This window comes from Halobacteriovorax sp. HFRX-2_2 (genome assembly GCF_043196705.1).
GTDB lineage: Bacteria > Bdellovibrionota > Bacteriovoracia > Bacteriovoracales > Bacteriovoracaceae > Halobacteriovorax_A.
Genome location: NZ_JBEBMT010000001.1, coordinates 564,307 through 589,623, shown reverse-complemented (window position 1 = coordinate 589,623; position 25,317 = coordinate 564,307). Strand labels below are relative to the sequence as shown.

The following is a 25,317-nucleotide window of genomic DNA, read 5'->3' as shown; positions in this document are numbered from 1 at the left end:
GAATTGGATAAATTATGATTGAAAGATACGAAAAGAAAGAGATTAGTGAGATTTGGAGCGAGCAATTTAAGTTTGAGAAATTTCTCGAAGTCGAACACTCTTTAACAAAAGCTCTTGAGAGTGCAGGTATTATCAAAGAAGCATTCTCTAATAAGCTTAATCTTGTCACGGTTAACCCTGAACGAATCAAAGAGATCGAAAGAGAAACAAGACACGACGTCATTGCTTTTTGTACTTCTATTACAGAGCAACTAGAAACAAATGAAGGAAAGTACTTTCACTACGGGGTTACATCATCAGATATCATTGATACGGCCTTAACTCTGCAGATAAAAGAAACCCTCAAGCGTATTCTTCCGGCTTTTGAAAATCTTTTAAAAACCCTCGATGAAAAATCTCAAGAACATATCGACACAATTTGTATTGGACGCTCACATGGAATTTTTGCTGAGCCGATGAGCTTTGGACAAAAACTTAGAGGTCATCTTTGTGAATTTAAAAGACGCTATAACGACCTAAAAGACTTCTATGAAAATGAGTTAACTGGACAAATGTCTGGAGCAGTTGGAAATTACACAATCCTAACTCCAGAGATCGAAGAAGAAGTTTTAAGCTTTCTCGGCCTAAAAGTAGAACCAATTTCAACGCAAATTATTCCACGTGATCGAATTGCAAAACTAACTAATATCATCGCTCTTTTTGGGTGTGCCTTAGAAAGACTATGTGTCGAAATCCGCCATCTTCAACACTCTGATGTTGCCGAAGTTTTCGAGGGCTTTAAAAAAGGCCAGAAAGGGTCTTCCACAATGCCCCATAAGAAGAACCCAATCTCTAGTGAGAATCTTACGGGTATGGCAAGGATGCTAAGAACGTATAATCAGGTGGCAATGGATAATTGTCTTCTTTGGCACGAAAGAGACATTAGTCACTCAAGCGCTGAGAGATTCTTTCTTCCCGATATGTTTGGAATCCTACTCTACTCGATTGAGCGCATGAGTAGCACAGTCGAAGACCTTGTCATTGACAAGGAAGCGATGAAAGCTAAGGTAGTCCAAAACTTCAAGCACCTTTCAAGCTTTGTGTTACATAAGTTAATTGAGGTTTCAAATAATACAAGAGAAGACCTTTACCGTGTGGTTCAAAAGGCATCATTTGAAGCAAGTGATCGTCAGAGCTTCTTTGCGATTTTAGAAAATGAGCTTACAGCTAATGACGACAAGAAGCTTATCGGGCAACTAAAAGACCTCAATGATCTTGAAATCTATAGTGCCCATACAAAAAGAGTATTTACTCGTAGCTAAATCTAAACAGTAAATTCAGTAAATGGATGCGGAAGAAGTTCTTTAAAAAGAACTTTTTTCGTAATCCCTTTAAGATTCCCCAAGTAAACAGGAAAGTCTGCTTTTACGAATTCTGACATAACTTGAAGGCAGAATGCACATGGAACGGCCGGATCTTCTTGGTCTGTCACAACGACGATAAATTCAAAATCCTTTTTTCCAAATTGTGCGACACTTGAAAGGACACTTCCCCTTTCAGCACAAATTGTTCCACCGTAACTTGCATTTTCAACATTACAACCTGGGATAGGGTCTTCAACACCGCTAATCTTTAGGGCCGAACCTACTTGAAATTTTGAATACGGAGCATGAGCATGTGAACGTGCTTTAATAGCAATGTCATATGCTTGCTTAACTTTGTCTGATACTTCAATTTTATTTTCCATAAGATTTATTATAAAGGAAAACGCATCGAAGTCTATTTGAAAAAAACCGGCCCCCTTTTTACGTAAATTGAAGAGTAGAAGGCCGGACAAAACCTGGAGGAGTTTTGATGAGATTTAAAAACTTAAGCTAATATTACCGATGATATCCTTTTGGTTAATTAGGCCATGACCTTGCTCCAACGTCTCAACTGAAATCTTTCCTAAATCCATGCCAACAAGAGGAATAAGGGCACCGGCTTCAACTAAATGAGTGACTTCTCTTAAATAATTTCCATAGTCCTCCTGATCTATAATCCCGGAAGATGACACTAGGACAAATTCTTGCTCAATATTTGGCAAGGCCGAAATAAAGTCGTTAGGAAAGAATTCATCACGAACAGTAAAAAGAGATACCATACGAGTTTTCTCATTTACTATTGCTCTTAACCTGCGGATATATTGGTTAGGAGTGCTTGCACAAATAATATAATCAACCTTATCAACACCAAGTCTCTTTAATTGAGCTGCGATAGGAAGAGATCCATTAATTGTAATATCTGCCCCCATCTTCTTTGAGAACACCTTAGACTTTGCATCACCTGCCGTTGTCACAATTGTTAAATTAGTCAGTTTGCTGGCCAACTGGGTTGCCATTGCACCAATACTATTGGTTCCATCGATAATTAAAATTGTTTGCCCACGACTCTGCTCAGGGTCAATTTGTAATTTATCAAATAAGCTATCAAAGGCCATAATCGAAGCAAGAGGTAGCGTTGCAGCTTGTGAGAAATCTAAATTCTCAGGCTTAAGGGAAACAAGTCTTTCATCCACAATTTGAAATTCTGAATTAGTTCCACTTCTTTTCATGTCGCTTATATAGTAAACCTCGTCACCCACCTTAAAGTCTTGAACACCTTCACCTACTTCCGCAACAATACCAGAAGCATCAAAGCCGAGAGTCTTGCCCATATGAGTTGGTCTCATCTCATTATCATAAGTTCCGACCGAGACCGCCTTCACTTGGATGAGAAGATCTCTTCCCTTTGCCTTAGGGCGATTTACTTTTATCTGGGAAAAGCTCATTGGATTAATTTCGTTTACAATAAATGTTTTCATAAAAAAGTCTCCATGTAGTAGTTGTGTGATTACCACATGCTTATTATGGAATTTGACTGCGTTAAGTTTGTGGAGAATTAGTCAATTCGCCGTAAATAATAATTTTTATTGTAACTTTAACGAAAAGATAATTTGATTTAGTGAACAAAGCCTTTAAATGTTGCGTCAAATACTATACTATTTAGCCTTACACTTAAATAGGAAGAGAGACATGTCAGCTGATAAAATCAAGCATAGTGAAGATGTGAGTGCTTCACTAAAGAACCGTTTCATTGATCTAACAATCAAGAAACCAGAAAACTTAAAAAATGATTTCCTTTCGGGATTAACTGTTGCCTTAGCACTTGTTCCTGAAGCAATTGCATTTGCCTTTGTTGCAGGTGTTCACCCAAAGGTTGGTCTTTATGCGGCCTTCATGATGGGACTTATCACGGCAATCTTTGGTGGACGTCCTGGGATGATTTCAGGGGCCACAGGAGCAGTAGCTGTTATCTTCGCTCCCCTCGTTTATAAAGTCATGGAAATGAGCAAAGACAGTGGAATGACTTTTGATGCGGCCATGGACAATGCTCTAAGCTATCTTTTTGCAGCTGTCATTATCATGGGTTTAATTCAAATTATTTTTGGATTACTTAAGCTTGGTAAATTTATTCGACTTGTTCCACATCCAGTAATGCTTGGATTTGTTAATGGTCTTGCCATCATTATCTTCCGCGCGCAATTTTCACAATTTACAGTTGGTGGAGAACTTCTTCCTTCGACTCAACTCTTAGTAATGTGTGGGCTAATTGCTCTTACAATGGGAATTAGTGTTTTCCTTCCAAAGTTAACAAAGGCCGTTCCAGCAACTCTTGTGGGAATCGTGGTTTCAACAGTTATTGGATACCTCTTAAATGAAGCGAACCCAGGACTAGTTAGAACTGTACTCGACTTTGTTCAAGACCAGGATAAGACAATCACTACGATTGCAGCAGGTCTTCCGTCTTTTAAAATTCCATTTGTTGAACTAACGATGGATAACCTAAAGCTTATTATGCCATATGCCTTTCTTGCAGCGGCCGTTGGTCTAATTGAATCTCTTATGACACTTCAGCTTGTTGACGAGTTAACTGATACTCGCGGAAAAGGAAATCGTGAATGTATTGGTCAAGGTCTTGCTAACCTAGTAAACGGATTCTTCGGTGGTATGGGTGGTTGTGCCATGATCGGTCAATCAATGATTAATATTCGCGGCGGTGGACGTGGGCGCTTCTCAGGAATTACAGCAGCAATCCTACTTCTAGGTTTCGTTCTATTTGGAGCACCTCTAATTGAGATGATTCCACTTGGAGCACTTGTTGGTGTTATGTTTATGGTTGTTATCGGGACTTTTGAATGGTCAAGCTTACGCCTATTCAAGAGAATTCCACTTTCAGACTTCTTAGTAATCGTCCTAGTATCAGTTGTTACAATTCTTGCAGACCTAGCAGTTGCAGTTCTTGTTGGTATCATTGTTTCGGCCCTTGTATTTGCTTGGGAGCATGGAAAGACAATGCATGCTAAGAAGAAAGAAGAAGATGATAAGACAATCTATGAATTAGATGGGCCACTATTTTTTGGTTCAGTAACTTCATTTAAAGATCTTTTTGATTTTAAAGAAGATAAAGAGCATGTGTATATCGACTTTGATAATTCACGTGTTTGGGATCACTCAGGAATTGAGGCCCTACAAAATATTACTGAGCGTTACGCACAGCAAGGTAAGAAGTTACACCTTCTTAATTTAAGTAAAGACTGTCTAGTATTACTAGATAAAGCATCAAATATAGTTGAATTATCTGTGATTGAGGATTTAAATACTCATATTGCAGATGATCGACTCGATGGGTAATTGATTTTTCTGTACAAAGAAAGTCTTTTCCTAAACAATTATTAGAGACACTAATTAAAGGATTAAATTATGAGTGAAGAAAAAGGATTAAAAAAACCAGTTAAACTTAAAGCAGATCTTGCAGCAATGCTAGGTGAAACAGAACTACCAAGAACTGAAATCACTAAAAGACTGTGGGATTATATTAAAGAAAAAGGTCTTCAAACTAAGACTGAAAATGGAAAGCCAGAGAATGCAGGAAAGTTCATCGTAGCTGACGCAACTCTTCTTTCTGTCTTTAAGCACACTAACTCGACTTCTAAGTCTGGTAAAGTAACTGACCTTCGTAATATGAAGGAAGGTGAAACAATCAACATGATGCAAATGGCAGCTGTTGTTGGTGCAAATATCGAAAAATAATTTGCAAAAAATTGTATAAAAAAGAGGGCCTACTTAGTAGGCCCTTTTATATGGATATCAAGTCCAAGTTCTTTTTGAATTCTTTTAAAATAATTTTCTTCACTAGGTGAAATATAAGAGATGGCAATCCCTCTTCTTCCCCCGCGCCCTGTTCGGCCAATCCTGTGCGTGTAATTTTCAATCTGCTGTGGCAGATTAAAGTTTAAGACATAGCCCACACCATCGATATCAAGCCCACGAGCTGCAATATCAGTGGCCACAAGAACGTGCATATTACCTTTTTGGAATTCCTTTAAATTATAAATGCGTTGGCGCTGATCACGATCAGAGTGAATTGCACAGGCCTTAATATGATTGGCCTTAAGATGTCTTTCTAATTTATTTGCCTGAGACTTAGTCTTTACAAAAACAATAATACTTTTGATATGACGGTCTTTTAAAAATTTTAAAAGAAAGTCGGCCTTCTTTTCCTCTTCCACGAGGTAGGCCATCTGGCGAATCCCTTCATGCTTTGCTTTAACTGGTGCAATCTCAATTCGATGAGGGTTATTAAGAATTGTGTTGGCAATGACCTCAACGCCTTTAGGCATTGTTGCTGAAAAGAGCAGGCATTGCTTATTCTCAGGAAGTCTTTTCAAAACAAATTCTAAATCGTCTTTAAAGCCCATATCTAACATACGGTCTGCTTCATCGAGAACTAAGTGTGTGACTTCATCAAGAAAGATTTTATCGTCTCTAATTAGATCAACTAAACGTCCAGGAGTTGCAACTAAGACTTGAACACCCTTAGCAAGCTTTTGAACCTGAAGCTTCTTTGCGCTCCCACCGTAGACAGCAAGAGTTGAAAGGGCCAGCCCCTTACCATACTCTTTAAAACTTTCTTCAACCTGCATCGCAAGCTCACGAGTTGGAGCAATCACAAGAGATCTAATATGGTACGGCTTAAGTTTTGACTTACTCTTAGAGATTAAATCGAGAATAGGCGTCGAAAACGCAGCAGTTTTCCCACTTCCCGTTTGAGAAATTGCAAGAAGATCCTTGCCTTCTAAGACAGCAGGGATTCCCTCTGCTTGAATCTGAGTTGGTTGTGTATAACCCTTCTTTGAAAGAGCATCTTCAATAGTTTGGGATAGACCCAATTGCGTAAATTCTGCCATTCGTCATTTTTAGCAGAGTTTATAGGGGCCAGTCAACGAGTAATCCATTATACTAAGCATATGGAAGTTACATTTGATAAAGAACATCTTTTAAAATTCGTTCAAACGACAATGCCTTTTGGTAAGTACAAAGGCAGACTTCTTATTGATCTACCAGATGAGTACCTTGTTTGGTTTTCACAAAAAGGCTTCCCGCAAGGTGAGCTCGGCAGACTCCTTGAAGAGCTTGCCGAGATCAAATTAAATGGACTTGAATTTCTATTCAAAGACCTACGTTAGAAGCAATCTTCACCGACTCTATTTGGCATTTCATGCGTGAGAATATGCATAAACTTAAAGCCACGAATATCTGCGAGAATCTTCTCTTCAAGAGAAATATTGCACAGGCCTTCTGAATTCTTAGAAAATCTTTTTGTGAGAGTAATTTCAAAATCAATATCTTCGACGCCAGGGTTGTCTCCAACAACATCTTCCAATTTTCTCGTGTCGTGTGTAAAAAGGCATGGGCCATCCTCACCTACATTACGGTGATTCATAATTGTTTCACCTGCAAGCTCTGGCACAATAACCTTCACAAAGTGAATGCTTCCATACCCAAGATTTGTCCACTTAAGTTTTGCAGTACTTACATCAACCGGTAAAGTTACTGTACGCTTTGATAAAACTTTTTGATTAGCAAATGTCATTAATGAAAATAATAAGACAAATAGGACCTTCATTTCTCCTCCTCGATTCCTTTTGATGAAGAAAGAATGGCCTTTTTATTAAGATAAATAAAATAAGAGTTCTAACCTACTGAGATAAGAAATATTTATTATAAAGAATCGTGCTCCAAAACGCTAATCCTATAATATTTAAGACAATAATTTGGGTAACTCGAAAAATTTTAAACTGTTCTTTGTTCTTAATTCCTAATCCAAATTTATAAAGAGATAACAGATTGAGGATGACAGGAACGAAGATCATGCCAAAGATAGCAAGCCTTAGAGAGTCGTGCATATAATCCACTTCTTTATCTGACTTACTCTCTTCAGGGCCTAGAACCTCGATGCCATTCTTTTCTAAGATATACTTAGCGTCCACATAGTATAATTCCTCAACAGAGATCGTATACTCTTGCGCGGATGCTGAGTTTAAATAGATATGTTCATTTAGATGGCCACTTGAAGATTGAACCTTAATGCCGGCCTCTTCTAATATCGCCCTTACTTGCTTAGCATCTTCTAAAATTAATGTTGTGTAGATTCGCTTTGTTTTCATTTAGTTTGCAATTAGTCCCCTTATTGCCTCTGCACAATTTGTCTTACGAATAAATTGCTTTCCACCATAGAAATTCGGATTAAGAGTATCACGATTAATTTGACCTTGCTCAGCGGACTCAAGACGAAGTTCTTGAAACTCAAGTGCTTCTGGATAAATTGGCCCAGTATAAGCTCTTGCCTCTGATGAAATCGCGGATTGTTTCCCTCTAGGTCTCACTGCTTGCTCCCATCCATCAAAAACAGGATTATTCACCAATTGGTCTTTAAGAGGACGATAGAATTTCATCTTTGTATATTGATCGACGTTTGCAAGCCCTTCACCAATGATTGGACGATACTCTCGCATTTCAAGTCCTAAGTCATCTGTCATTTTCTTAAGATCTTCAATAAGCCTTGCTGGATTCTTAAGATATTCTTCATGACTAACGCTTTGTAATGTACCGGAAATTTCATCTGTCGAATTTAAGGCCTTATTTAAGATGGCCCTGAATAACTTCATCTGCAGAGCACTCTCATATGCATCACGTGGTGCATTCATCAAACGAACTTCGGCCTTTCTAATTTTTGGATTAACTCTAAAGGCCGGACGCCATGGTACTTTTGGATTAGAGATATCAAAATCATCACTAATAAATTTTTCAGGAATGACATCTTGAAAATATGCTGACACATCTAAGTGTGTATAACGGGCCTTACGTCCAACACGCTTATTAAAGTAACCCTCGTTATAAAGGGCCTTCTTAAGCTGCGTTTCTGTTCCATTCCAATTTGCAAGTTTTTGGGCAAATTCTTCAGAGATCGCAACAGGCTCAGCACTCTTCACACGATTTAAGTCTTGAAACATAAAAGCAATCACTGATCGATACTCATTAAAAACAGCAAGAAAACGAGCAAACTCGTGAGGCTTGCCGTCAAAAACAGTGAGGTCAATATTTAAGTGACCTCCCCCTGCTTTAATATACGGAAGAGCATTATTCTTTTGAAATGTATCAAATACGGCCTGCATCTCATCCATATTCGGCTCAAACTTTGGAGTGACAACTTCGATTGAGCCGGCCCTTACAGAATCAATAATCACATCTCCCGCAGGTGTATAGTTTCGGCCAATACCATCCCACTCAACTCTCCAAGAGCGATCCTTAGAGTCACGAATCTTAAAAGCAATATCAAGTCCGTGACCATGGCCATCTTCATAAAGCCTTTCGATTTGTGCTTCACCACCTAATCGATCACGTAGATCAGTTGCAAGCTTTTCAAGGTATGCTTCTTTCTCATCTGGTGACATGTCCACACGAGTTTGTAGCCACGACATCTTACCATCCATTAGCCTTTCTCGGTTATAACCACCATCTTCATTTTCAATCATTGCAAAATCACCTTGATACTTAAGAGGAAATTTTGCAGAGTATTCAATACCAAGATCGACCTTATTAACATCAATTGGCATATTAGTACCTGGCCTAAATTTATGAAAATTTTCGCGATCAGAAAAACTTCTCTGTGGCATCATATACTTTCTTATATCTTCAGTGATATTTGATGAGGCAACCCACTCTCTTTGAAGAGAGATGATGGCCTTTTTTAAGTTATCTCGATTGGTGTGCCTAAGACTACCAACATCTATAAGAAAGTCTCTTGTTAAGTTTTTAAGAATCGTTTTCTTGGTTTTTCCAAGCATTGGACATTCGTTATACCAATTCCAAAGAACGACATTGTAGCCACCAAGTGCAGCTTCATTAAGTTTATCTGCGGCCCTCTTTGCTTGCTCCATTGTTAAACCAAATCGATGCTTTAAATCTGATGCCTCTGCATAGTGCATTGTTTGATCGTCAATTAGAGTCCAGGAGCGAATCTTTTCAATTCCACTAAAGTCATTGCGAGAAAAGCGAGAAGCAAGGGATGCTTGAATAAAGCGTGCAACTCTTGCGTTCTTTGTTCCCGATCGAAATTCAATTGATACCGAGTTATTGACAAAGCGACCTTCATAATCAACTCTTAAAGGACCTCGGTCTGTTTCTTCACCGTCGATAATACCATTTGAAATTTCCCAGTCGTCTAAAATCTCTTTATAGTCGGCCGTTTCAATACCTGAGCGACCGGCAATACCTTCAAGAACAATTAATGCTTGGGCCGCCTTTGTCAGCTCTGCCGCTTTTTGGCGATTAAAACTATCTCCAATAGGAACCACCATACGTTGATGCCCAGGAGCTTGAAATAACTCTCCATTTCTTCCCATGGTCTTTTTAAACCATGCAATCATTTCTTGGAATTCACCATATGACTTTTGAGGTTTAAAGAGAACTTCCCAGCCAACAGAAGTTGATTCAATCCCATCAATATATTTTTGAGCAACGCCAATATTTGGAATCATGCTATGATAAGGTATCTGGTCCCCATCAGTATGAGGAAAGTCTCCCTTAAAAAATTGTCTTCTCGTTAAAGGCGAAAGATAACTAAATGGACTGTTATTTGTTTTACTTCCCCATTCATTCCACATTTCTTCAAGTTCATCCAAAGACGCTTCTTTTGGATTAAAACCATTTAGAAATGACATATTGATGGCCTTATTTCTGCCCTTCTCATCAAAGAGTTCTTTAGCTGGATCGTGGCGAATACCCTTATCATCGACCCAAACACGTATCGACTGTCCAGGAGTATTATTCATCCATCTTGAAAAGAATTCGATTAAAAATTTGATTCGATCTGCCTCATCAGCAGGAAGTATATCAAAGAATGCCCCAGATTCAGGACCTAGAATTCTCGTTACATACGAAGACGAGCCTTCTTTCTCTGCCCCCCAAGTGATAGAGCGTCGGCCAGAGCCTAAAACACCAGTGGCCTTTGCACTATAGCCAACCGAGGCCTCCATCATCTCACCCCAAATTTCATAAGCACTCTTTTGAGTTGAAGCAGGTGTTCGCCAATCGATTTCGGCCAAATTATTTTTAACAAAGTAAACTTGTGGGAAGACACCAAGTAAGAGGGTGAAGATTAGGATAAAAGAAGGGTTCTTAAAAAACTTCATGAACGTCCTTAATAAAGATTAATTATTCATTCACTTTTCGGAAAACTAGTAACCTTACTTGACTAAAAGACTATTTTTAAAATAATTACGACCACTTACAAGTTTGCCTAAGTAAGATGAGATACATATAATCGCGCCCATGAAAAATAAAAAACCACTAAATTACTGGCGTATCAGTTTCAAATTAGTCCTCCTAGTTCTAAGTATTTACATTTGGTTTGTGCTCTATCAAGGGATGACTGGTAAATAATGAAGGCCCTACTCATTGGACTCCTTTCATTAAATATCTTAGGGGCAATACCAGCTCCGGGCCTTTGCCTTGCAGATTACGCAACAAAGAGATACATCCAAAATGACTTCACAGCGCCTTATCCAAAGGAAGTGATCTTTAGTTGTCAGTACGCATGTCGCGATATGGAAAGTGAATTAACTGAGAAGATTACAGGGATCTCAAAAGTAGTTGTTACAAGTCTTTCTGATGATGCCTTAAAAGTTGTTTGCCAAGGCGTTGTCGTAAAGAAGTCAAAATGGGGATACGACTACGACCGCACCGAAGAGTTCTATGCTCATCAAACAAAGATTAAAGAAATAAAAGAATGGGCGAAGCTCTATATCCCTACAGAGAACGAATACACAGTTAAGCTTCTCATTGAGTTCAAAGAGCATTTAAAGAAGGTCTACCCTAGCTATAAAGTAGCGGGCCAGTCTAATACCGAAGTGGCAAAAGAATTTGCTCAAGCGGCACATACCTTAGAAGAGATGGCGCAACAATTACCAGAGAGTAGAATTTTATTTGATGAATATCGACTTATGCTTCAAGAAAGAAATGGTGATTCGGGAAGTGAATTAACAGCACAAAAGTTAATCATGGACCAAATACTCTTTGGAGCAAATTGGTCCATGAATATTTAAAATTAATCGCGACTATTTAACTTTGAAAGAAGTCTTAGAACTTCAATATAAAGCCATACAAGAGTTACCATTAAAGAGAATCCCGCATACCACTCAAGATATTTAGGAGCACCTTGATCGACACTCTTTTCAATAAAGTCAAAATCAAGAATTAAACTAAATGCAGCAACCCCAACAACGATAAGGCTGAAACCAATTCCAACTGGCCCATTACCATGAATCATCGGAATCGATGCTCCAAAGAATGACATGATAAAGCTTACCAGATAAATTCCCATAATCGAGAACATTGCCGTCATAATAATCTTTCTAAACATTCCTGTCGCTCTTACGAAGCCCCAACGATAAAGGAAGAATAAAGTGATAAAAGCCGCAAAAGTGATTGTTACGGCGTTAAAAACAATTCCTCTAAATTGGAATTCATAGATAGCTGAAATAGATCCCAGGAGAAGCCCTTCACATAGAGCATAGGCAGGAGCTGTAAACATCGCCAATCGAGGCTTAAAGATTGTCACCATAGCGAAGATAAACCCACCAATACCACCAATCATTGGATACATTCCCATTTGTGGCTGCATTGAGTTCTCTAGCGTTCCAAGCGTTACATTCCAAGTATAAATGAATGTCATAAGCATTAATGCAAAGAGAATCATCCCCTTATTAAATACTCCAGAAAAAGACATTCTTTCGTCAGATAAAGTTCCCGTATTGAATACGTCATTTCTTAGTGTCGGGTTAGTCGACCTCATAATTCCTCTTTTGTTATAATTTTAAAATATTATATCAAAAGCAAGGAGCTTTGGTCTAAGAAAACAGAGTCTTTTTAAATAACAAGGAGAATTGTGTACCGTGATTGTCAGGTGATACTTCTTTAGTCTTTGAATGCACTGAGATCGTACCGTGACTGAGTTCAACAAATGTCTTAACGATCGACATCCCAAAACCAGTTCCCTTCTCCCCACTTGTTCCAACTCTTGAAGGGATGGAATTATTTTCAAATAAGACTTCTAATAATTCCTCTTCAATACCAACACCTCTATCAATTAGATGAACTTGAACACCATCACTTCTTTCATCAACAGAAATTTCAATTTCCTGTCCTATTTCTGAAAATTTGATCGCATTAGATAAGAGGTTTCCAAAAATCTGGTATTTTAAGGCCGTTGAATTCCCCATAAAATAAATATGCTCATTAGCAGCATAGTCATATTTTAATTTAATATTCTTATCATGTAGTTTTGATTCAAACACTCGATACAAGTACTCAATAACTTGATTTAGGTAAACTTTTTCAAACTTAAGTTCAACCTTTCCTTGCTTAATTGATTGCAGGTCTCGAATTTGAGTCAAGATATTACTTATTCCAGATGTACATGAGTTAATACGAGTTAAGCACTTTTGGATATCAGGGTCTTCATTTGTGGATAGTAACTTACTCAGTCTTTTTGCGGAAAGGTTAACAACAGTAAGAGGATTACTAATATCGTGTCCTACTAATGTTAGAAGTGTATCAATCTGCTCTTTCTTTTCGACAATTGCATGATAGAAGCGATCGCGATCCACCATGTAGGCAAACATGAAAAGAGAGTTTAATAAAATAAAACCAATCATGATTAAAACGCGCCCTAAGACTTCCCCCGTTTCATTTAAATAACTTTGAAGAACGATGCCATTTAAGTGCAGAATGAATAAATATGTAGCGGCCACAATCGATAAAATAAACCAAAGAAGAAGGTCCCTCTTTGTTCCAATAAGGCCAGCAATCATAGGTAGGACGGCAAACCAAATTGGTGAAACACTAAAGAATCCACCGGTTAAAATTGACCAAGAAAACTCATGGATAAACCCGGCCAAAATAGTAATATTTAGCGCAAGGGATAAGGACCCAAAGAAGTAATAAAGAATTGGACTAAAGAAATGAATCAGACATGTCCCAATTCCGATTTGATAAAGTAGCGGGTTGTGGCAAAAGAAGTATGCGATAACCAAGTGTCCCCACATTAAGGGCGCAGTTAAGAAAACTGTATAGATATACAGACTGAGCTGCGACAGATCGCGTACCGACATATCTGGCTCCCTCAGGGCCAGAAATCTGATAATCTTATTAATTGGGTTGACTGGATTCATAACCATTTATTAATACCACAAACATAACTTTTATTTAGATAATTTCATCACTTTTAGTGGATAAGCACTTAAAAATAAAGAAAAAAATAAGCGCTTCCATAATTTCGTATTTTTTATAGAAGCGCGATGCAACAATAAATATTGCCCAAATATTGTGGCAAATTAGAATTGGATACTGGCCGAGATTTTTTTCAGCGGCATATACTCTATCCCCTCTAATTTTAAAGATTTATCCAAATTTCTTAGCTCTTGCTTGAAGTTTTCTGCAATTTTTCTTTGCTTTGGATCTTTAAACTTGTAGCGAGCATTAATTAGCTTTGTCACTGTTGTGGGAGAAAAGAATAAGTTATCGGCCATGGAATACTTCATCTGATCAATTGCATTTACAAGCTTTGACCTCTTTATCATTTTTGTCTCTTTATACGGTGGAGCTTGTCTTAATCGTAGAGGAACTTTTCTCTTATCAAGAATTCCATAATTATAATGATCTGTAGCATGCGCCACTGTAACAGTGAAAAGATAAGTCGTAACAGCACGAATTAATTTATCATCTTCGAAAATTTCTTCACTTGAAGGAAAATCATTTACGTGTTGATTACAATAGTCGGCCCATTTACTTATCCAAAAATCATCGACGCTAACATCGGCCAAGATACCTTTTACAAATTTATAAAATACTTCATAATAACGACTCAAATAAATCCCATACTTCCCTTCTACACTTGGAGACTTAAGAGAGTAAGAGAAAGGAGGGTAAGAAAGATTTCCTTTGATACCTTTATAGCCTTCCACAAGTAGGTCTCTTAGGCCCTCAGGTCCCCCAGGATATGGAGCATAGGTCATCCACCACTTCTCCTGTAAAAGAGAGCTCTTATAATTTAGAACTGCGTTCTCTAGTGGCAGAGTAAATCTGAAGTGTGGAGATAGAAGTCTAAAGAGAATATGATCTTTTGGTAATGACGTTTTTGAAATGGCATTAATTGAGTCAAAAGGAAAATGCAACAGAGGGTGGACAACAAGAGTTGCACATAAGGCCCCGCCTTGAAGAACAAAGTACTTTGCTAACTCTAGGCCATCACAAGGATTAGAAATATCAAAAACAGTCTCAGTCTTTTGAACATAAATCGCTTGAACCTTAAAGCGCTCTCCTTCTTTATAAAGAAGTGTTTTTGTCGCACTTACATGAATTCCTTTTAAAGGCTTAACAACACGAACAGCGTCGAGGTCTACAATAAACCAATCCTTTTCGTCTTTATTATAATCACTAAAGCACTGCCAATCTTCTTCATCTAGCTTATCTGTTAAGAATTTACTCATCATGGAGTAATTCAAGAGGTCTTCAAATTCATTATTTTCTACTTTTTTTAGGCCAGGAAAAATAAGACCTTTGATAAAGTAATATGGAGACAGAGCAAGTGTTGCGACATAGCGCGAACCAATGAATAGCCACCAATCGAGAGTTTCCCTAAGAGGAACATGGATAACTGCAGGAGACTCTCCCCATGGGTGAACAGGAGAAGGTTGTGGCCATGGGCCTTTTCTCTCATACATGAAATCTTTTTGAGAATAGAGGTGCTTCGGTGAGGTTGCACTATTGATTTGAGAACGGATTTTATCCTTAACTCTTACAGAGAACTTTCCTTGATTCTTCATTTTGCCTTCCTAGCTTAAAAAAATATTATTCGATTTCAATACCAAAGGGACTCAATAGATTGAGAACTTCAGGCATTGAAAACTTACAGTTTTTTAAATTTGTATTTGCAATATCAATATAGAAATTACGTGCATTAAGAAACTTAGAGCCCTTTAAATTTGCTCTCGTAAAATTTGTTCCTTGCAGATCACTATCAGAAAAATCACCATTCTCAAAAGTGCCTTGAGTAAAATCAGTCTCTCTAAGAGTTGAAGAGATAAACTGCGCACCATAGATTGTACAATCTTGAAATGAAGCATAGTTTAGAATACTACGATTGAACTTAAGTTCAAAAAGAGTATTACAGTCACTGAAATTTAGGCCAATACATTTGGAGTCAACGAATGTCACATCACGAAAGCTTGTCCCAAGTAATTTTAAATTACTCAAGTTACAATTTTTAAAAGTACATTCGATGAATTTCGCACTCGAGGCATCGAGTTCACTAATATCAACGCCACTGAATTCACAGCAGATAAACTCACTACCTCTAAACTCACTAACCTCGTTAATATTTTCAGTATCAAAAACTTCATCTTCAAAATATGGCATACGAGTATCTTAAACTAAATTTATTAACGAGGCTATTTTAAAATTTATGAGAAAATTGGTACAGGTTTTCGATCATCGTTGATGGCCACTAATGTGAAGCTTCCCTTCACAGCCTCAACCTGTCCTTCTTCATACATTCCTTCTAGCATAAGCCTTACTTCAACCACGAGGCTACTATTACCAACCTTTGTAATTTCACCGACTAGTTCAGCAAAGTGTCCGCCAGGAATTGGCATATTGAAATCCACTCGGTCACTAGAAACTGTCACAAACTTTTTTCGGCCAAAGCGTGTTGCCGTAATAAAGGCCACTTCATCCATCCATTTTAAAGTGTTTCCACCAAATAAAGTATCGTAGTGATTTGTACTATTAGGGAAGACGGCCCTAACTACCGTAGTCTTTGCGCGTGCAATCGCTTCGCTTAATTGCGCTTCATTCATTGATTCCTCCTCGGGACTTAAAGATTTCACTAGCTTGGGATCGGACTTTACCGTTGCGGGACAGTGCTGGAATTTCACCAGCTTCACCACCTAGCGCTAACCATCCTAAATCTCGAAAAACTTAAAGGCAATAAGAATTACAATTAAGCTGGCTAATTACCTTGGACGTGGTATTGAGAGTCAACAATAATTAATTAAGGACACATATTATGAAGAAAATACTATCTATTGCGGCCTTACTTCTTAGCTTTAACGCTGCGGCCGTTCAAACAACAGCAAGGCCATTTAGCTTTGATTTTTATGCTCCAACTAATGAGTTAAACTTTAAAGTAACTCTTGAGCAAAGATGTCGCTATGAAATTCCAGTTTGGGGAGATAGCGCAAAATTTGAAGAGAAGAATAAGTCGACACCTCTAGTAGAAAAGAAGTCTAATCAATCAAGTGGACTTACTCGCTACACTTTCTCTTTAAAGCAAACACAAAGCTTAGAAATGGGTGGATTTTTTAAGTACGGAAAAGAGTGTACAACGGGTATTAAGATTGTTGTTCAAAGTGCAAAGTATGCGATTGGTTGGGCAAATCAATTTAGCCGCCCAATTGAGTTTAGCTTTTTAAATGAAATGTATGCTTATAAAGAATATGATACAGTATTTGAACCAAGGGATAATGAGAATATTAAGCGATTTGAAAATAATGAAATCTCACTTGCTTTTAAGACTTTCCCTAAAGGGAATCAAGTAAATGTAACGATTTTATCAAATGGCAAGAAAATACCAAGTACCTTTAGTACAGGTGTTGCAAAGAATCCCGAAACAAACTTACCTTACAAATTAAAGTAATAAAAAAGGCCTCTTAGAATACTCCAAGAGGCCTTATATTTTTAGTATCCTAATTTATCGTAAACAACTTCTTCTTGCTCAGTCACACAATCAGTAACTGCAAAGTAAAAATCATTATTTAATCTTGGCCAACCATTGCGAGAAACTTCAATCATTTGATCATACTTAGTATATCCTTTGATTTCGCAAGTTGCTTCATACTCAGTTGCTGAATAAGAATCATCATCTCCCCAAACTTCATCTAGAATAACAAAGTCTAGAACACAAGAGTTTGTTTCAGCATTACATTTGAAAGTATCAAATCTAAAATTGAAATCACCTTCACACCAAGTGTCCCCACAGATATTATCAATCTCTGTTACAACTCTGCTTTCTTCTTGTGCAGTTAAAGTATTTGCAAAAATTGATGATGCAAAGAATGCTAGAATAATGATTTTTTTCATAACTGATCTCCCAAATAATGATTTTCCGGGAATATAGGACGTGAAAGGATGTATGTAAATCCTATTAATAGTATTTACACGATCTAAATATTAGATAGCTTAAAATAACTGCTCAATCATCTCAACTCCACGTGCAAGCTTACTAGAAGCTTCAGAGTCTCTTTCATTTCGATCCGCAATATCTCTTAGGTCACTAGATTTAATCTTCTTAGAGAGCTTAAATTTGGCCGTCGTGGCCTTCTTATCCACAAAGCCTGTAATCACGGCCGAAACATAGGCTTCATTCACTTGTGCGATGAAATCATTAACTGGACGGTATCTCTTGGCCTCTTTAATAAGCTTCTTTATTCGAGCTCCATCTTCAGAAACCTTAAGGCCTCGCTCCTTCATTTGTCGCATAAATTCCTGCATAACCCCTGCCCCACGAGTGGCCAGTCCAAGAAAAACCGAATCAATATTTTTTTGATTAACAGGAATACGACTTATATTTTTATAAATAAAAATTTCGGCACTAACTAAACCAGTCTCACTTGAAAGTGTTGCCATATCTCTTAAGTAGTTCGGGTCAATTTCATTTTTAGGATCATAGGCCCCTAGACAAATATTACAGGCCGAAACCTTTGCAGACTTATTCTCAGAGAAGCAGCACACTTCACAACCATAACTCACATCGATCCCATGTCCATGGCGATAACCTAAATTATGTAGTAGCTCATGAAATACAATTCCTTCGAGTTCGTCTCTAGGAGGGCCATTTTTAATTGAGTTTAGAAACCCCGATTTCATTTTTGGATTTAGTGAAACATAAGGCCCATTGATTCCCAAACTCTTTAATTTGTTACTACCGACAGATGCGTTGGCAATGGTTCCATCCCAAGAATAATCTTTCTGATGACAGATAACTGATGTCGGCTTTACCTTTCCGCTTAACTGAATATTTAGAAGATTGATTATATTTGCAATCTCACCTTTTGCACCAGTCTCTTTATTATTAGTTCCCAGTTCTGAAAGACAACTCATTCCCTTATCGAGAGAGTTTCTCATAAGAGTTTCAAAATTTTCATCACCAAAGTTATCAAGACAACTTTTATGAATATTCACTCCTGGTGTGAATTCATAGAAGCCATTATTAAGCTTTTCAAGAATTGGATCAAAGTCAGAAATTAGGCCATCAAGTGAGTTGATCGAATTTAAAAAGCTTTCATACGAACACATATTTACAGCTTCACTGTGCTGAGTATTTTGAATTCTTTTTTCAATGGCCAAAACACGCTTACCATTTTCAATACGGTAGAGTTTGTAAATAGACTCTTTCTCAAGTTTCTCAATTAGCTCTACTCGATCAAACTTTGAATCGAAATTATTATCAGATTCAATCGTCGTAAGCTCTCCCACGACCTTCATTTGATAATCAAATTTTCCATCGTAATTACGATCATTCAAGTGTTCAACTAGACGCTGATTTTGATAACGAAAGATATTATCAATTTTTCCATCTTTATTATCATCAAATTCAAAGGCCTGCCTATCTTCTGACCTGGCCTGAAGGCCAAAGAAGGACAAAATAAGAAAGATAAGAATTTTTGAGTTTGAATTCATCATGATATTTATTTATCGGAATAATCATGAAAAAAATGACAAAAAAGGCCCACAATTGTAGGCCTTAAGTATATGAAAATATGTTGTCTAGATTACCAAGTGTTGTAACAACGTTGACGGCTTAACTTCTTTTGAGTTTGGTTATAGTAGATTGTACAGCTATGGTACTCGTAGTGAAGCATCAGCTTAACATGATGGTCCTCTTCCTCACCTACTGGCCAAAAATTTGGTGCATGTGAAACCTGAAGGTCCCATAGACGATCTGCTGTACAGAAAGCTTCGACAGAGTCGTAATTTAAAAGATCAGCAGTGAATTGGATTGCCTCAACCTTAACTGCATCATTTTCAAATCTTAGGCATTCATTTGATCCGTTGATTGCAAATACTTGTGTACTAACAAATAGCGCCACTAGCATCATAAGTGTGTTTTTCATTTTTCCCCCTTATAAAAGTGAGGAAGTTTTACCTATCAAACAATAATATGACAAAACATATTGCGTTAATTAGGCAGCATTAGCAAGAAAAGTGCTATCAAAAGTTTGGAAGTCACTAATAATAGATACCAGCTCGATATTTTTGAATTCTGGTAGCTCTATTGGATAACCTCCACCAATAACAACTTCTATCTTTCGCTCAAGCTTTTCATCAATTTTTTGTAGATAAGGCACGATGCTTTTGAAATAGTCCCAACTATCAGAAGAGACAGCGCCTAGGATAAGTCCTTTGCAATTAAGCGCATTAATGGCCTCAGCTAGGCATTCAGCAGGGTTTGCGGCACCAAGATAGAACGTCCCCACTCTTCTTGTTCGACACAGAATATCTGCAATCATAATTGAAAGCTCGTGAAGATTTCCCTCCGGTGTGGCAAGGACGTAGCGACCGTTGAGATCATTATTAGGCAAACGAATTTGGCTCATTTGATCACGTATTATCGTGGAAATAATATGCTCTTGAGTAACGCTGTAACTTCCTTCAAAGACAAGTCTTCCAATCTTTTGCATAACTGGAAGAACTACTGAGAAGATAAAGTCTTGGGCACTAAGACTTAGCCTTAGAAACTCTATTTCATTTCTCACGTTTTCAATTTCATATTTAGCTAATGCCGAAAAGAGCTTATCAATCGATTGATCAACCTTGTCTTCTTCCGACAGGCTTGACTCACTAATGGCAAGACTCAACTCTTTGAGCTCATCTAGTGATAGCTTGGCCACCTTAGAGATCGTTTGTCCTGACTTTATAAGAGAAGCAATCATCTTGGCACGGGCCAAGTCTTCTGGGCCATACAAACGTTGACCGGCCTCATCGCGAATTGGGCTAAAAGCATTATATCTCTTCTCCCACATGCGAATTGTGTGAGGCTGAACATTACAAATACCTGATATTATTCGAATTGCGACATTTTGCTTCATTTTTAACCTCAATATCTTACAATTAAGTGTTTAACTGCTGTATATTGTATTATATATACAAGACCTATACAAGGAGTAATTAATGGGAATTCTAATTACTGGTGCAACAGGGCTTATCGGCCGTGAATTAATTCATGAATTGGCCATTCATGGCCATGAAGATATTCGAGTGCTGAGTCGAAATCCTGAGAAGGCGCAGGCCTCTTTTAATATTCCAATAAAGTGTTTCTACTGGCACCCTGAAAAAGCTCAGGTTGATAAGGCCGCATTTGATTCAGTTCATACTATCATTCATCTTGCTGGTGAAAATATTGGAGCAAGAAGATGGTCGAAACAGCAAAAAGAAAGGATCATTAACTCACGTGTGCTATCAACTCGCCTACTTGTGAATACCATTAATGAAAATAATACTTTGAAGATTAAGAAGTTTATTAGCGCAAGCGCCATCGGAATCTATGGCAATCGAAGTGGAGACCAAGTCTTAGACGAGCAAGCAGATTATGGAAGTGACTTTCTCGCTAAGACTTGCATTGCTTGGGAGAAAGAAACAGCTAATATCCAAAATAAAGAAATTATCGTCAATCATGTAAGAACAGGTATAGTCCTTGCCCGAAATGGTGGAGCACTAGAGAAGATGCTTATTCCATTTAAGCTAGGAGTGGCAGGAAAACTAGGAAGTGGTGAGCAGATGATGAGTTGGATTCATCTTGCGGACATGGTTTCGATTTATCGCTTCTTAGTGGAAAATGACTTTGGTGAAAATGTATTCAATGCAGTAGCACCTAAGGCCCACTCAAATTCAAATTTTACGAGAATTATGGGGAAGGTTTTGAAACGTCCAACATTACTTCCAGCTCCAGGTTTTGCATTAAAGATCGCTCTGGGAGAAATGGCCACACTTGTGCTTGATGGACAAAATGTATACCCAAAGAACCTTCTAGAAAAAGGCTACAAATTCAAATTTGATCATCTGGAAGACGCTCTTACGAACCTCGTTGGCCCAGAACAAGAATTTAAGCAAGTACAATGGGTGGAGCATCCATTAGATGAAGTTTTTGACTTCTTTAGTGACGAAAGAAATCTTGAAACAATCACACCCGACTCACTTAGCTTTAAAGTTCTTGGAAAAAGTACTGAACAAATTGAGGCCGGTACAATCATTGACTATAAATTAAGCCTCTATGGTTTACCATTCAAATGGAAGACTGAGATTTCGAATTTCAATCGCAATAAAGAGTTCACTGATACACAGCTTAAAGGGCCATATAAGAAGTGGGTTCATACTCACGGCTTTAAGAAATACGCCAATGGAACATTGATGACTGATAATGTTTCTTACAAAGTTCCTATGGGTGAGATCGGAAGTATCGTTGCGGGCGCCTTTGTTAGAAAGGATATTAATAAAATTTTTAATTATCGTAGCCAAAAATTATACAAAATTTTTGGTGAGACTAATAACCATGTTGAATAAAATTATAAAGGAGAAAAAATGAAGAAGCTCATGTTACTTATTGCCGTTTTATCAAGTTCACTTACTTTCTCTGGATCTTCACTCCCCCTGGATACAGTTGATTATGTCGAGCTACAAAAGTACCTTGGTAAATGGTATGAAATTGCACGCTTTGAGCAAAGCTTTCAAAAAGGTTGTGCCGCAGTTACTGCTAATTACAGTCTGAGATCTGATGGAGATATCGAAGTTCTAAACACATGTCGCCAAGACTCTCCATCTGGAGAATTGAAAACGGCCAAGGCAAGAGCTTGGGTTGTTGATAAAGAAACAAATGCAAAACTTAAGGTTCAATTCTTCCTACGTGGAATTAAACTACCTATCTTTGCTGGAAATTATTGGATCTTAGACCTAGGTGATAATTACGAATATGCCATGGTTGGAGATAAATCTAGAAAGTATCTATGGATTCTATCAAGAACTAAAGAACTTGATGAAAAGATCTACCTTGAGCTAGTTGCCAAGGCCAAGGATCTTCACTTTGATACATCTAAACTAATAAAAACAAAACACTAGTCACTAATAAGGAGAACCCAATGTCTTTGCGACCAAAAATTGCCATTAGCTCTTGTCTTTTAGGTGAGAATATTCGCTACAATGGCGGTCACTGCCGTGAAGACTGGGTTTTCTCTGAACTTTCAAAGTTTGTAGACTTTGTACCAGTGTGCCCCGAATTTGAAATGGGCCTAGGAGTTCCACGAGAAGAAGTTCATTTATTCAAAGTTGATAAAGACTCTAACGAAGTTCGCTTAAGGTCGAAATTTTCTAAAAAAGACCTCACAGAAGAGGCCAATGAAGTATATCAAAAGATTCAAGAACGAATTTCACATGAAAAAATAAACGGCCATATATTTACAAGAAAGTCCCCTACTTGTGGAACTGATAATGTAAAAACAATTACCCTTAGTGATGAAAATTATGTCACAAAGTCCACAGGCCTTTATGCTCAATATATTATGGAGGCCATGCCAACCCTTCCCTATATCGATAGTGGAAGGATAAAGAACCTAGAATTAAGAGAGAATTTTGTAAAAAAAATCTTTTCGCATTTAAGATTTCAAGAACTTGATGGATCAATTCGAGAGCTTCAACTCTTTCATCAGATGTATAAGTATTCCATCATGGAGCATAATCAGAATAATTTAAGATTACTCGGAGCAATTGCGGCAAATCACGACAAGCTAGAAGCGAAAGAAGTCTATGTGAAATACTTCAACCTCTTTATGGAAACACTAGATATACTTCCAACGAGAAAGAATCGCCTCAATGCCTGTTTTCATGTATTCGGTTACTTTAAAAAAGATCTAACTTCTCATGAAAAAGATATCCTGTTAAAAATGATGGAAGACTATAAGAATGGTATCTCTAACTATCTAACAGTGAATTCCTTTTTAAACATTCTCACAAATACACACAAGAAAACTTACCTTCAAGATCAATATATTTTTGGGCCTTACCCAAAAGACTTGAAGCTACTTAAGAATATTGCATAAGATGAAAAAGAAAGAAGAAGTTAATATATTTTGGTTTAGAAGAGACCTAAGATTAAAAGATAATCGCGGACTTCTCTACGCACTCCAGTCTAAAAAACCAGTCATTCCTATTTTTATTTTTGATAAGAATATTCTTTCTAAATTAAAAGATGAAGATGACCTGAGAGTAAGCTTTATCCATGATGCAATCAAAGAGATTAAAGACGAGCTCAATGAAATGGGGAGCGATCTCTTAGTCTTTCACTCAACTCCTGAAGATGCATATCAAGAATTATGCAAAAGTTATCATATAGCAGAAGTCTTTACTAATGAAGACTATGAGCCCTATGCAATTAAAAGAGATAATAAGGTAGAGCAAATTCTTAAAAAGAACGAGATAAAGTTTTCTCGCTACAAAGACCACTGCATCTTTGCCAAAGATGACATTCTTAAGGAAGATGGCAAGCCTTATGTCGTTTACACTCCTTTTAAGAATAAATGGCTATCAACTCTATCTCCCAAAGATATTGCGACAATTGAGACACATAAATACTTCGATAACTTTCACAAATTTAAAGCGAAGTATTTCCCAAGCATAGAAAAGTTAGGCTTTCTCTATAATGAGAAGGCAAAAGATCAGGTTAAAACGATAAAGGGCAAAGTTATTGATAGCTACGATCAAAACCGTGATATCCCTGCTCTTGATGCAACTTCTAAGCTAGGCATTCACCTACGTTTTGGAACAGTTTCTCCAAGAAAGTGTGCACAGGTTGGTTTTAAAAGAAATCAAGTTTGGCTAAGTGAGCTTATCTGGCGAGAATTCTTTATTCAGATCATGTATCACTTTCCTCATGTCGTTGATGGGCCATTTAGAGAAAAGTATAATCAAATTAAATGGGACAATAATAAGAAGCTATTTAAGAAGTGGTGTGAAGGAAAAACCGGCTACCCTATCGTTGATGCAGGAATGCGAGAGCTAAACGAAACTGGACATATGCATAATCGCGTTCGCATGATTGCGGCTTCATTTCTTGTCAAAGACTTACTTATCGACTGGAGATGGGGAGAGGAATATTTCGCCCGTAAGCTTAATGACTTTGAACTGGCCTCTAATAATGGCAATTGGCAATGGGTTGCTGGAACAGGCTGTGATGCTGCTCCTTACTTTAGAATTTTTAACCCTTATACTCAGCAGAAGAAATTTGATCCTGACTTTAAATATATAAAGAAATGGGTACCTGAATATGGAACATCAGAATACCCAGATGAAATTATTGATCATAAAATTGCTTACCATGAAACGCTTAAGGCCTACAAGGCCTGTAGTTAAATGCTAACACATGGACCGATATTACGAGTCACACTGAAGTCTGATCCATAGTCATCACTTAGCTTATATTCCACAACGATTTCGTCGTTTGAATACTCATCTGTAGCAAGATTTTCAACACAACTTAGTATTTCGATACGATCGTGTGAGCCTTGGTAATAGCGTCCATTCATGTCATTAGCTGCTTGGTAGATCTGATGACAAACTTGAGTTGCTTCGCCTACAAAACAAAATAGACGTGCCCTGATTTTATCATTCTCATTGTAGTTAAAACTCGAGTCACTAAAACCAATAATGGCCCCAAGCTTTAAATCCGATGTAACGATAAAAGTAGAATTTGGTGAATTTGCAAATGCTGAAACAGCACTCACAAATATGAGTGTTTTTAAAATGTTTTTCATATTGAGCTCCCTAATACTAAATATGCTTGGCAATTTCTAGCATGGTAAACTCAATAAAT

Annotated in this window: 26 protein-coding genes and 1 riboswitch; of the genes, 10 read left to right on the top strand and 16 right to left on the bottom strand. The window is 37.6% G+C overall.

The genetic code is table 11. The features are described from left to right. Positions 1 to 14 precede the first annotated feature (14 nt). Positions 15 to 1,301: an adenylosuccinate lyase gene (gene purB, locus ABMA79_RS02860; RefSeq protein ID WP_393090149.1), complete on the top strand. Its 1,287-nt coding sequence runs from the start codon at positions 15 to 17 to the stop codon at positions 1,299 to 1,301. Positions 1,302 to 1,303: 2 nt separating this feature from the next. Here the strand turns inward: purB and cdd are convergent, their stop codons facing one another. Next, positions 1,304 to 1,726: a cytidine deaminase gene (cdd, locus tag ABMA79_RS02855; protein WP_392856531.1), complete on the bottom strand. Its 423-nt coding sequence runs from the start codon at positions 1,724 to 1,726 to the stop codon at positions 1,304 to 1,306. A 114-nt stretch (positions 1,727 to 1,840) separates the two neighbouring features. After that, positions 1,841 to 2,821: an alcohol dehydrogenase catalytic domain-containing protein gene (locus tag ABMA79_RS02850; protein WP_393090146.1), complete on the bottom strand. Its 981-nt coding sequence runs from the start codon at positions 2,819 to 2,821 to the stop codon at positions 1,841 to 1,843. 211 nt (positions 2,822 to 3,032) lie between these two features. Here ABMA79_RS02850 and ABMA79_RS02845 point away from each other — a divergent pair, with 211 nt between their 5' ends. After that, a complete protein-coding gene (locus tag ABMA79_RS02845) occupies positions 3,033 to 4,691 on the top strand; it encodes a SulP family inorganic anion transporter (RefSeq protein WP_393090143.1) in 1,659 nt (552 codons plus the stop codon). 69 nt (positions 4,692 to 4,760) lie between these two features. Beyond that, positions 4,761 to 5,090, top strand: coding sequence for an SWIB/MDM2 domain-containing protein (locus tag ABMA79_RS02840; RefSeq protein ID WP_393090140.1), 330 nt, complete (start codon positions 4,761 to 4,763; stop codon positions 5,088 to 5,090). A 29-nt stretch (positions 5,091 to 5,119) separates the two neighbouring features. Here ABMA79_RS02840 and ABMA79_RS02835 read toward each other — a convergent pair whose 3' ends face one another. Then, positions 5,120 to 6,247, bottom strand: a complete 1,128-nt coding sequence (locus ABMA79_RS02835) for a DEAD/DEAH box helicase (protein ID WP_393090137.1) — start codon at positions 6,245 to 6,247, stop codon at positions 5,120 to 5,122. Between the two features lie 60 nt (positions 6,248 to 6,307). On the opposite strand from ABMA79_RS02835, the gene ABMA79_RS02830 reads away from it, so the two are divergent. After that, complete coding sequence (locus ABMA79_RS02830) at positions 6,308 to 6,526, top strand: DUF3820 family protein (protein ID WP_392856544.1); 219 nt, start codon at positions 6,308 to 6,310, stop codon at positions 6,524 to 6,526. Here the strand turns inward: ABMA79_RS02830 and ABMA79_RS02825 are convergent. The 3 genes from ABMA79_RS02825 to ABMA79_RS02815 all read right to left on the bottom strand — a co-directional run bounded on the left by ABMA79_RS02825 (position 6,523) and on the right by ABMA79_RS02815 (position 10,534). Continuing rightward, a complete protein-coding gene (locus ABMA79_RS02825; RefSeq protein WP_392856546.1) occupies positions 6,523 to 6,966 on the bottom strand; it encodes a hypothetical protein in 444 nt (147 codons plus the stop codon). The two genes, ABMA79_RS02830 and ABMA79_RS02825, sit on opposite strands and share 4 nt — an antisense overlap. A 73-nt stretch (positions 6,967 to 7,039) precedes the next feature. Then, positions 7,040 to 7,507: a hypothetical protein gene (locus ABMA79_RS02820; protein ID WP_392856548.1), complete on the bottom strand. Its 468-nt coding sequence runs from the start codon at positions 7,505 to 7,507 to the stop codon at positions 7,040 to 7,042. Continuing rightward, positions 7,508 to 10,534, bottom strand: coding sequence for a hypothetical protein (locus tag ABMA79_RS02815; protein WP_393090134.1), 3,027 nt, complete (start codon positions 10,532 to 10,534; stop codon positions 7,508 to 7,510). 249 nt (positions 10,535 to 10,783) lie between these two features. Here ABMA79_RS02815 and ABMA79_RS02810 point away from each other — a divergent pair, with 249 nt between their 5' ends. Next, positions 10,784 to 11,446 carry a hypothetical protein gene (locus tag ABMA79_RS02810; RefSeq protein WP_393090131.1) on the top strand — a complete coding sequence of 221 codons (663 nt, stop codon included), beginning with the start codon at positions 10,784 to 10,786 and terminating at the stop codon, positions 11,444 to 11,446. A 2-nt stretch (positions 11,447 to 11,448) separates the two neighbouring features. On the opposite strand, the gene ABMA79_RS02805 is transcribed toward ABMA79_RS02810, so the two are convergent. The 5 genes from ABMA79_RS02805 to ABMA79_RS02785 all read right to left on the bottom strand — a co-directional run bounded on the left by ABMA79_RS02805 (position 11,449) and on the right by ABMA79_RS02785 (position 16,258). Beyond that, positions 11,449 to 12,195 (bottom strand): Bax inhibitor-1/YccA family protein, encoded by a 747-nt coding sequence (locus ABMA79_RS02805; protein ID WP_392856555.1) that lies wholly within the window; start codon positions 12,193 to 12,195, stop codon positions 11,449 to 11,451. Between the two features lie 55 nt (positions 12,196 to 12,250). After that, a complete protein-coding gene (locus tag ABMA79_RS02800) occupies positions 12,251 to 13,513 on the bottom strand; it encodes a sensor histidine kinase (protein WP_393090128.1) in 1,263 nt (420 codons plus the stop codon). Positions 13,514 to 13,735: 222 nt separating this feature from the next. Beyond that, positions 13,736 to 15,226, bottom strand: coding sequence for a hypothetical protein (locus tag ABMA79_RS02795; protein WP_393090125.1), 1,491 nt, complete (start codon positions 15,224 to 15,226; stop codon positions 13,736 to 13,738). Between the two features lie 25 nt (positions 15,227 to 15,251). Further along, complete coding sequence (locus tag ABMA79_RS02790; RefSeq protein ID WP_392856562.1) at positions 15,252 to 15,818, bottom strand: pentapeptide repeat-containing protein; 567 nt, start codon at positions 15,816 to 15,818, stop codon at positions 15,252 to 15,254. A gap of 44 nt (positions 15,819 to 15,862) precedes the next feature. Then, a complete protein-coding gene (locus ABMA79_RS02785) occupies positions 15,863 to 16,258 on the bottom strand; it encodes an acyl-CoA thioesterase (RefSeq protein ID WP_392856563.1) in 396 nt (131 codons plus the stop codon). A 19-nt stretch (positions 16,259 to 16,277) separates the two neighbouring features. After that, a riboswitch (cobalamin riboswitch) is annotated at positions 16,278 to 16,382 on the bottom strand. An 85-nt stretch (positions 16,383 to 16,467) separates the two neighbouring features. On the opposite strand from ABMA79_RS02785, the gene ABMA79_RS02780 reads away from it, so the two are divergent. Then, entirely contained in the window at positions 16,468 to 17,097 is a 630-nt protein-coding gene (locus tag ABMA79_RS02780) for a hypothetical protein (protein ID WP_392856565.1), read from the top strand. Between the two features lie 41 nt (positions 17,098 to 17,138). On the opposite strand, the gene ABMA79_RS02775 is transcribed toward ABMA79_RS02780, so the two are convergent. The 4 genes from ABMA79_RS02775 to ABMA79_RS02760 all read right to left on the bottom strand — a co-directional run bounded on the left by ABMA79_RS02775 (position 17,139) and on the right by ABMA79_RS02760 (position 20,548). Then, complete coding sequence (locus tag ABMA79_RS02775) at positions 17,139 to 17,540, bottom strand: hypothetical protein (protein ID WP_392856568.1); 402 nt, start codon at positions 17,538 to 17,540, stop codon at positions 17,139 to 17,141. Positions 17,541 to 17,639: 99 nt separating this feature from the next. Beyond that, positions 17,640 to 19,142 (bottom strand): hypothetical protein, encoded by a 1,503-nt coding sequence (locus ABMA79_RS02770; protein ID WP_393090122.1) that lies wholly within the window; start codon positions 19,140 to 19,142, stop codon positions 17,640 to 17,642. A gap of 89 nt (positions 19,143 to 19,231) precedes the next feature. Then, the gene (locus ABMA79_RS02765) at positions 19,232 to 19,573 is read right to left on the bottom strand and encodes a hypothetical protein (protein WP_392856571.1); all 342 of its coding nucleotides are present in this window, start codon (positions 19,571 to 19,573) and stop codon (positions 19,232 to 19,234) included. Between the two features lie 69 nt (positions 19,574 to 19,642). Then, entirely contained in the window at positions 19,643 to 20,548 is a 906-nt protein-coding gene (locus ABMA79_RS02760; RefSeq protein WP_393056256.1) for a MerR family transcriptional regulator, read from the bottom strand. Between the two features lie 82 nt (positions 20,549 to 20,630). Here ABMA79_RS02760 and ABMA79_RS02755 point away from each other — a divergent pair, with 82 nt between their 5' ends. From ABMA79_RS02755 to ABMA79_RS02740, 4 genes are read left to right on the top strand one after another with little or no spacing between them, the layout of a single operon-like run. Further along, entirely contained in the window at positions 20,631 to 22,019 is a 1,389-nt protein-coding gene (locus tag ABMA79_RS02755; RefSeq protein WP_393090119.1) for a TIGR01777 family oxidoreductase, read from the top strand. Between the two features lie 18 nt (positions 22,020 to 22,037). Next, positions 22,038 to 22,571, top strand: a complete 534-nt coding sequence (locus tag ABMA79_RS02750; protein ID WP_393056260.1) for a lipocalin family protein — start codon at positions 22,038 to 22,040, stop codon at positions 22,569 to 22,571. 20 nt (positions 22,572 to 22,591) lie between these two features. Next, a complete protein-coding gene (locus ABMA79_RS02745; RefSeq protein WP_393090116.1) occupies positions 22,592 to 23,548 on the top strand; it encodes a YbgA family protein in 957 nt (318 codons plus the stop codon). A 1-nt stretch (position 23,549) separates the two neighbouring features. Beyond that, entirely contained in the window at positions 23,550 to 24,857 is a 1,308-nt protein-coding gene (locus tag ABMA79_RS02740) for a cryptochrome/photolyase family protein (RefSeq protein ID WP_393090827.1), read from the top strand. Here ABMA79_RS02740 and ABMA79_RS02735 read toward each other — a convergent pair. Continuing rightward, complete coding sequence (locus ABMA79_RS02735) at positions 24,854 to 25,258, bottom strand: hypothetical protein (RefSeq protein ID WP_392856581.1); 405 nt, start codon at positions 25,256 to 25,258, stop codon at positions 24,854 to 24,856. The two genes, ABMA79_RS02740 and ABMA79_RS02735, sit on opposite strands and share 4 nt — an antisense overlap. Positions 25,259 to 25,317 lie beyond the last annotated feature (59 nt).

What these genes read in the sequence shown, in the direction of transcription:
- cdd (WP_392856531.1), bottom strand. Translation starts at nt 1,726, where the DNA reads ATGGAAAATAAAATTGAAGTATCAGACAAAGTTAAGCAAGCATATGAC.
- ABMA79_RS02830 (WP_392856544.1), top strand. Translation starts at nt 6,308, where the DNA reads ATGGAAGTTACATTTGATAAAGAACATCTTTTAAAATTCGTTCAAACG.
- ABMA79_RS02820 (WP_392856548.1), bottom strand. Translation starts at nt 7,507, where the DNA reads ATGAAAACAAAGCGAATCTACACAACATTAATTTTAGAAGATGCTAAG.
- ABMA79_RS02775 (WP_392856568.1), bottom strand. Translation starts at nt 17,540, where the DNA reads ATGAAAAAAATCATTATTCTAGCATTCTTTGCATCATCAATTTTTGCA.
- ABMA79_RS02790 (WP_392856562.1), bottom strand. Translation starts at nt 15,818, where the DNA reads ATGCCATATTTTGAAGATGAAGTTTTTGATACTGAAAATATTAACGAG.
- ABMA79_RS02800 (WP_393090128.1), bottom strand. Translation starts at nt 13,513, where the DNA reads ATGTCGGTACGCGATCTGTCGCAGCTCAGTCTGTATATCTATACAGTT.
- ABMA79_RS02825 (WP_392856546.1), bottom strand. Translation starts at nt 6,966, where the DNA reads ATGAAGGTCCTATTTGTCTTATTATTTTCATTAATGACATTTGCTAAT.
- ABMA79_RS02840 (WP_393090140.1), top strand. Translation starts at nt 4,761, where the DNA reads ATGAGTGAAGAAAAAGGATTAAAAAAACCAGTTAAACTTAAAGCAGAT.
- ABMA79_RS02845 (WP_393090143.1), top strand. Translation starts at nt 3,033, where the DNA reads ATGTCAGCTGATAAAATCAAGCATAGTGAAGATGTGAGTGCTTCACTA.
- ABMA79_RS02805 (WP_392856555.1), bottom strand. Translation starts at nt 12,195, where the DNA reads ATGAGGTCGACTAACCCGACACTAAGAAATGACGTATTCAATACGGGA.
- ABMA79_RS02760 (WP_393056256.1), bottom strand. Translation starts at nt 20,548, where the DNA reads ATGAAGCAAAATGTCGCAATTCGAATAATATCAGGTATTTGTAATGTT.
- ABMA79_RS02735 (WP_392856581.1), bottom strand. Translation starts at nt 25,258, where the DNA reads ATGAAAAACATTTTAAAAACACTCATATTTGTGAGTGCTGTTTCAGCA.
- ABMA79_RS02835 (WP_393090137.1), bottom strand. Translation starts at nt 6,247, where the DNA reads ATGGCAGAATTTACGCAATTGGGTCTATCCCAAACTATTGAAGATGCT.
- ABMA79_RS02850 (WP_393090146.1), bottom strand. Translation starts at nt 2,821, where the DNA reads ATGAAAACATTTATTGTAAACGAAATTAATCCAATGAGCTTTTCCCAG.
- ABMA79_RS02785 (WP_392856563.1), bottom strand. Translation starts at nt 16,258, where the DNA reads ATGAATGAAGCGCAATTAAGCGAAGCGATTGCACGCGCAAAGACTACG.
- ABMA79_RS02770 (WP_393090122.1), bottom strand. Translation starts at nt 19,142, where the DNA reads ATGATGAATTCAAACTCAAAAATTCTTATCTTTCTTATTTTGTCCTTC.
- ABMA79_RS02755 (WP_393090119.1), top strand. Translation starts at nt 20,631, where the DNA reads ATGGGAATTCTAATTACTGGTGCAACAGGGCTTATCGGCCGTGAATTA.
- purB (WP_393090149.1), top strand. Translation starts at nt 15, where the DNA reads ATGATTGAAAGATACGAAAAGAAAGAGATTAGTGAGATTTGGAGCGAG.
- ABMA79_RS02810 (WP_393090131.1), top strand. Translation starts at nt 10,784, where the DNA reads ATGAAGGCCCTACTCATTGGACTCCTTTCATTAAATATCTTAGGGGCA.
- ABMA79_RS02780 (WP_392856565.1), top strand. Translation starts at nt 16,468, where the DNA reads ATGAAGAAAATACTATCTATTGCGGCCTTACTTCTTAGCTTTAACGCT.
- ABMA79_RS02795 (WP_393090125.1), bottom strand. Translation starts at nt 15,226, where the DNA reads ATGAAGAATCAAGGAAAGTTCTCTGTAAGAGTTAAGGATAAAATCCGT.
- ABMA79_RS02765 (WP_392856571.1), bottom strand. Translation starts at nt 19,573, where the DNA reads ATGAAAAACACACTTATGATGCTAGTGGCGCTATTTGTTAGTACACAA.
- ABMA79_RS02740 (WP_393090827.1), top strand. Translation starts at nt 23,550, where the DNA reads ATGAAAAAGAAAGAAGAAGTTAATATATTTTGGTTTAGAAGAGACCTA.
- ABMA79_RS02750 (WP_393056260.1), top strand. Translation starts at nt 22,038, where the DNA reads ATGAAGAAGCTCATGTTACTTATTGCCGTTTTATCAAGTTCACTTACT.
- ABMA79_RS02745 (WP_393090116.1), top strand. Translation starts at nt 22,592, where the DNA reads ATGTCTTTGCGACCAAAAATTGCCATTAGCTCTTGTCTTTTAGGTGAG.
- ABMA79_RS02815 (WP_393090134.1), bottom strand. Translation starts at nt 10,534, where the DNA reads ATGAAGTTTTTTAAGAACCCTTCTTTTATCCTAATCTTCACCCTCTTA.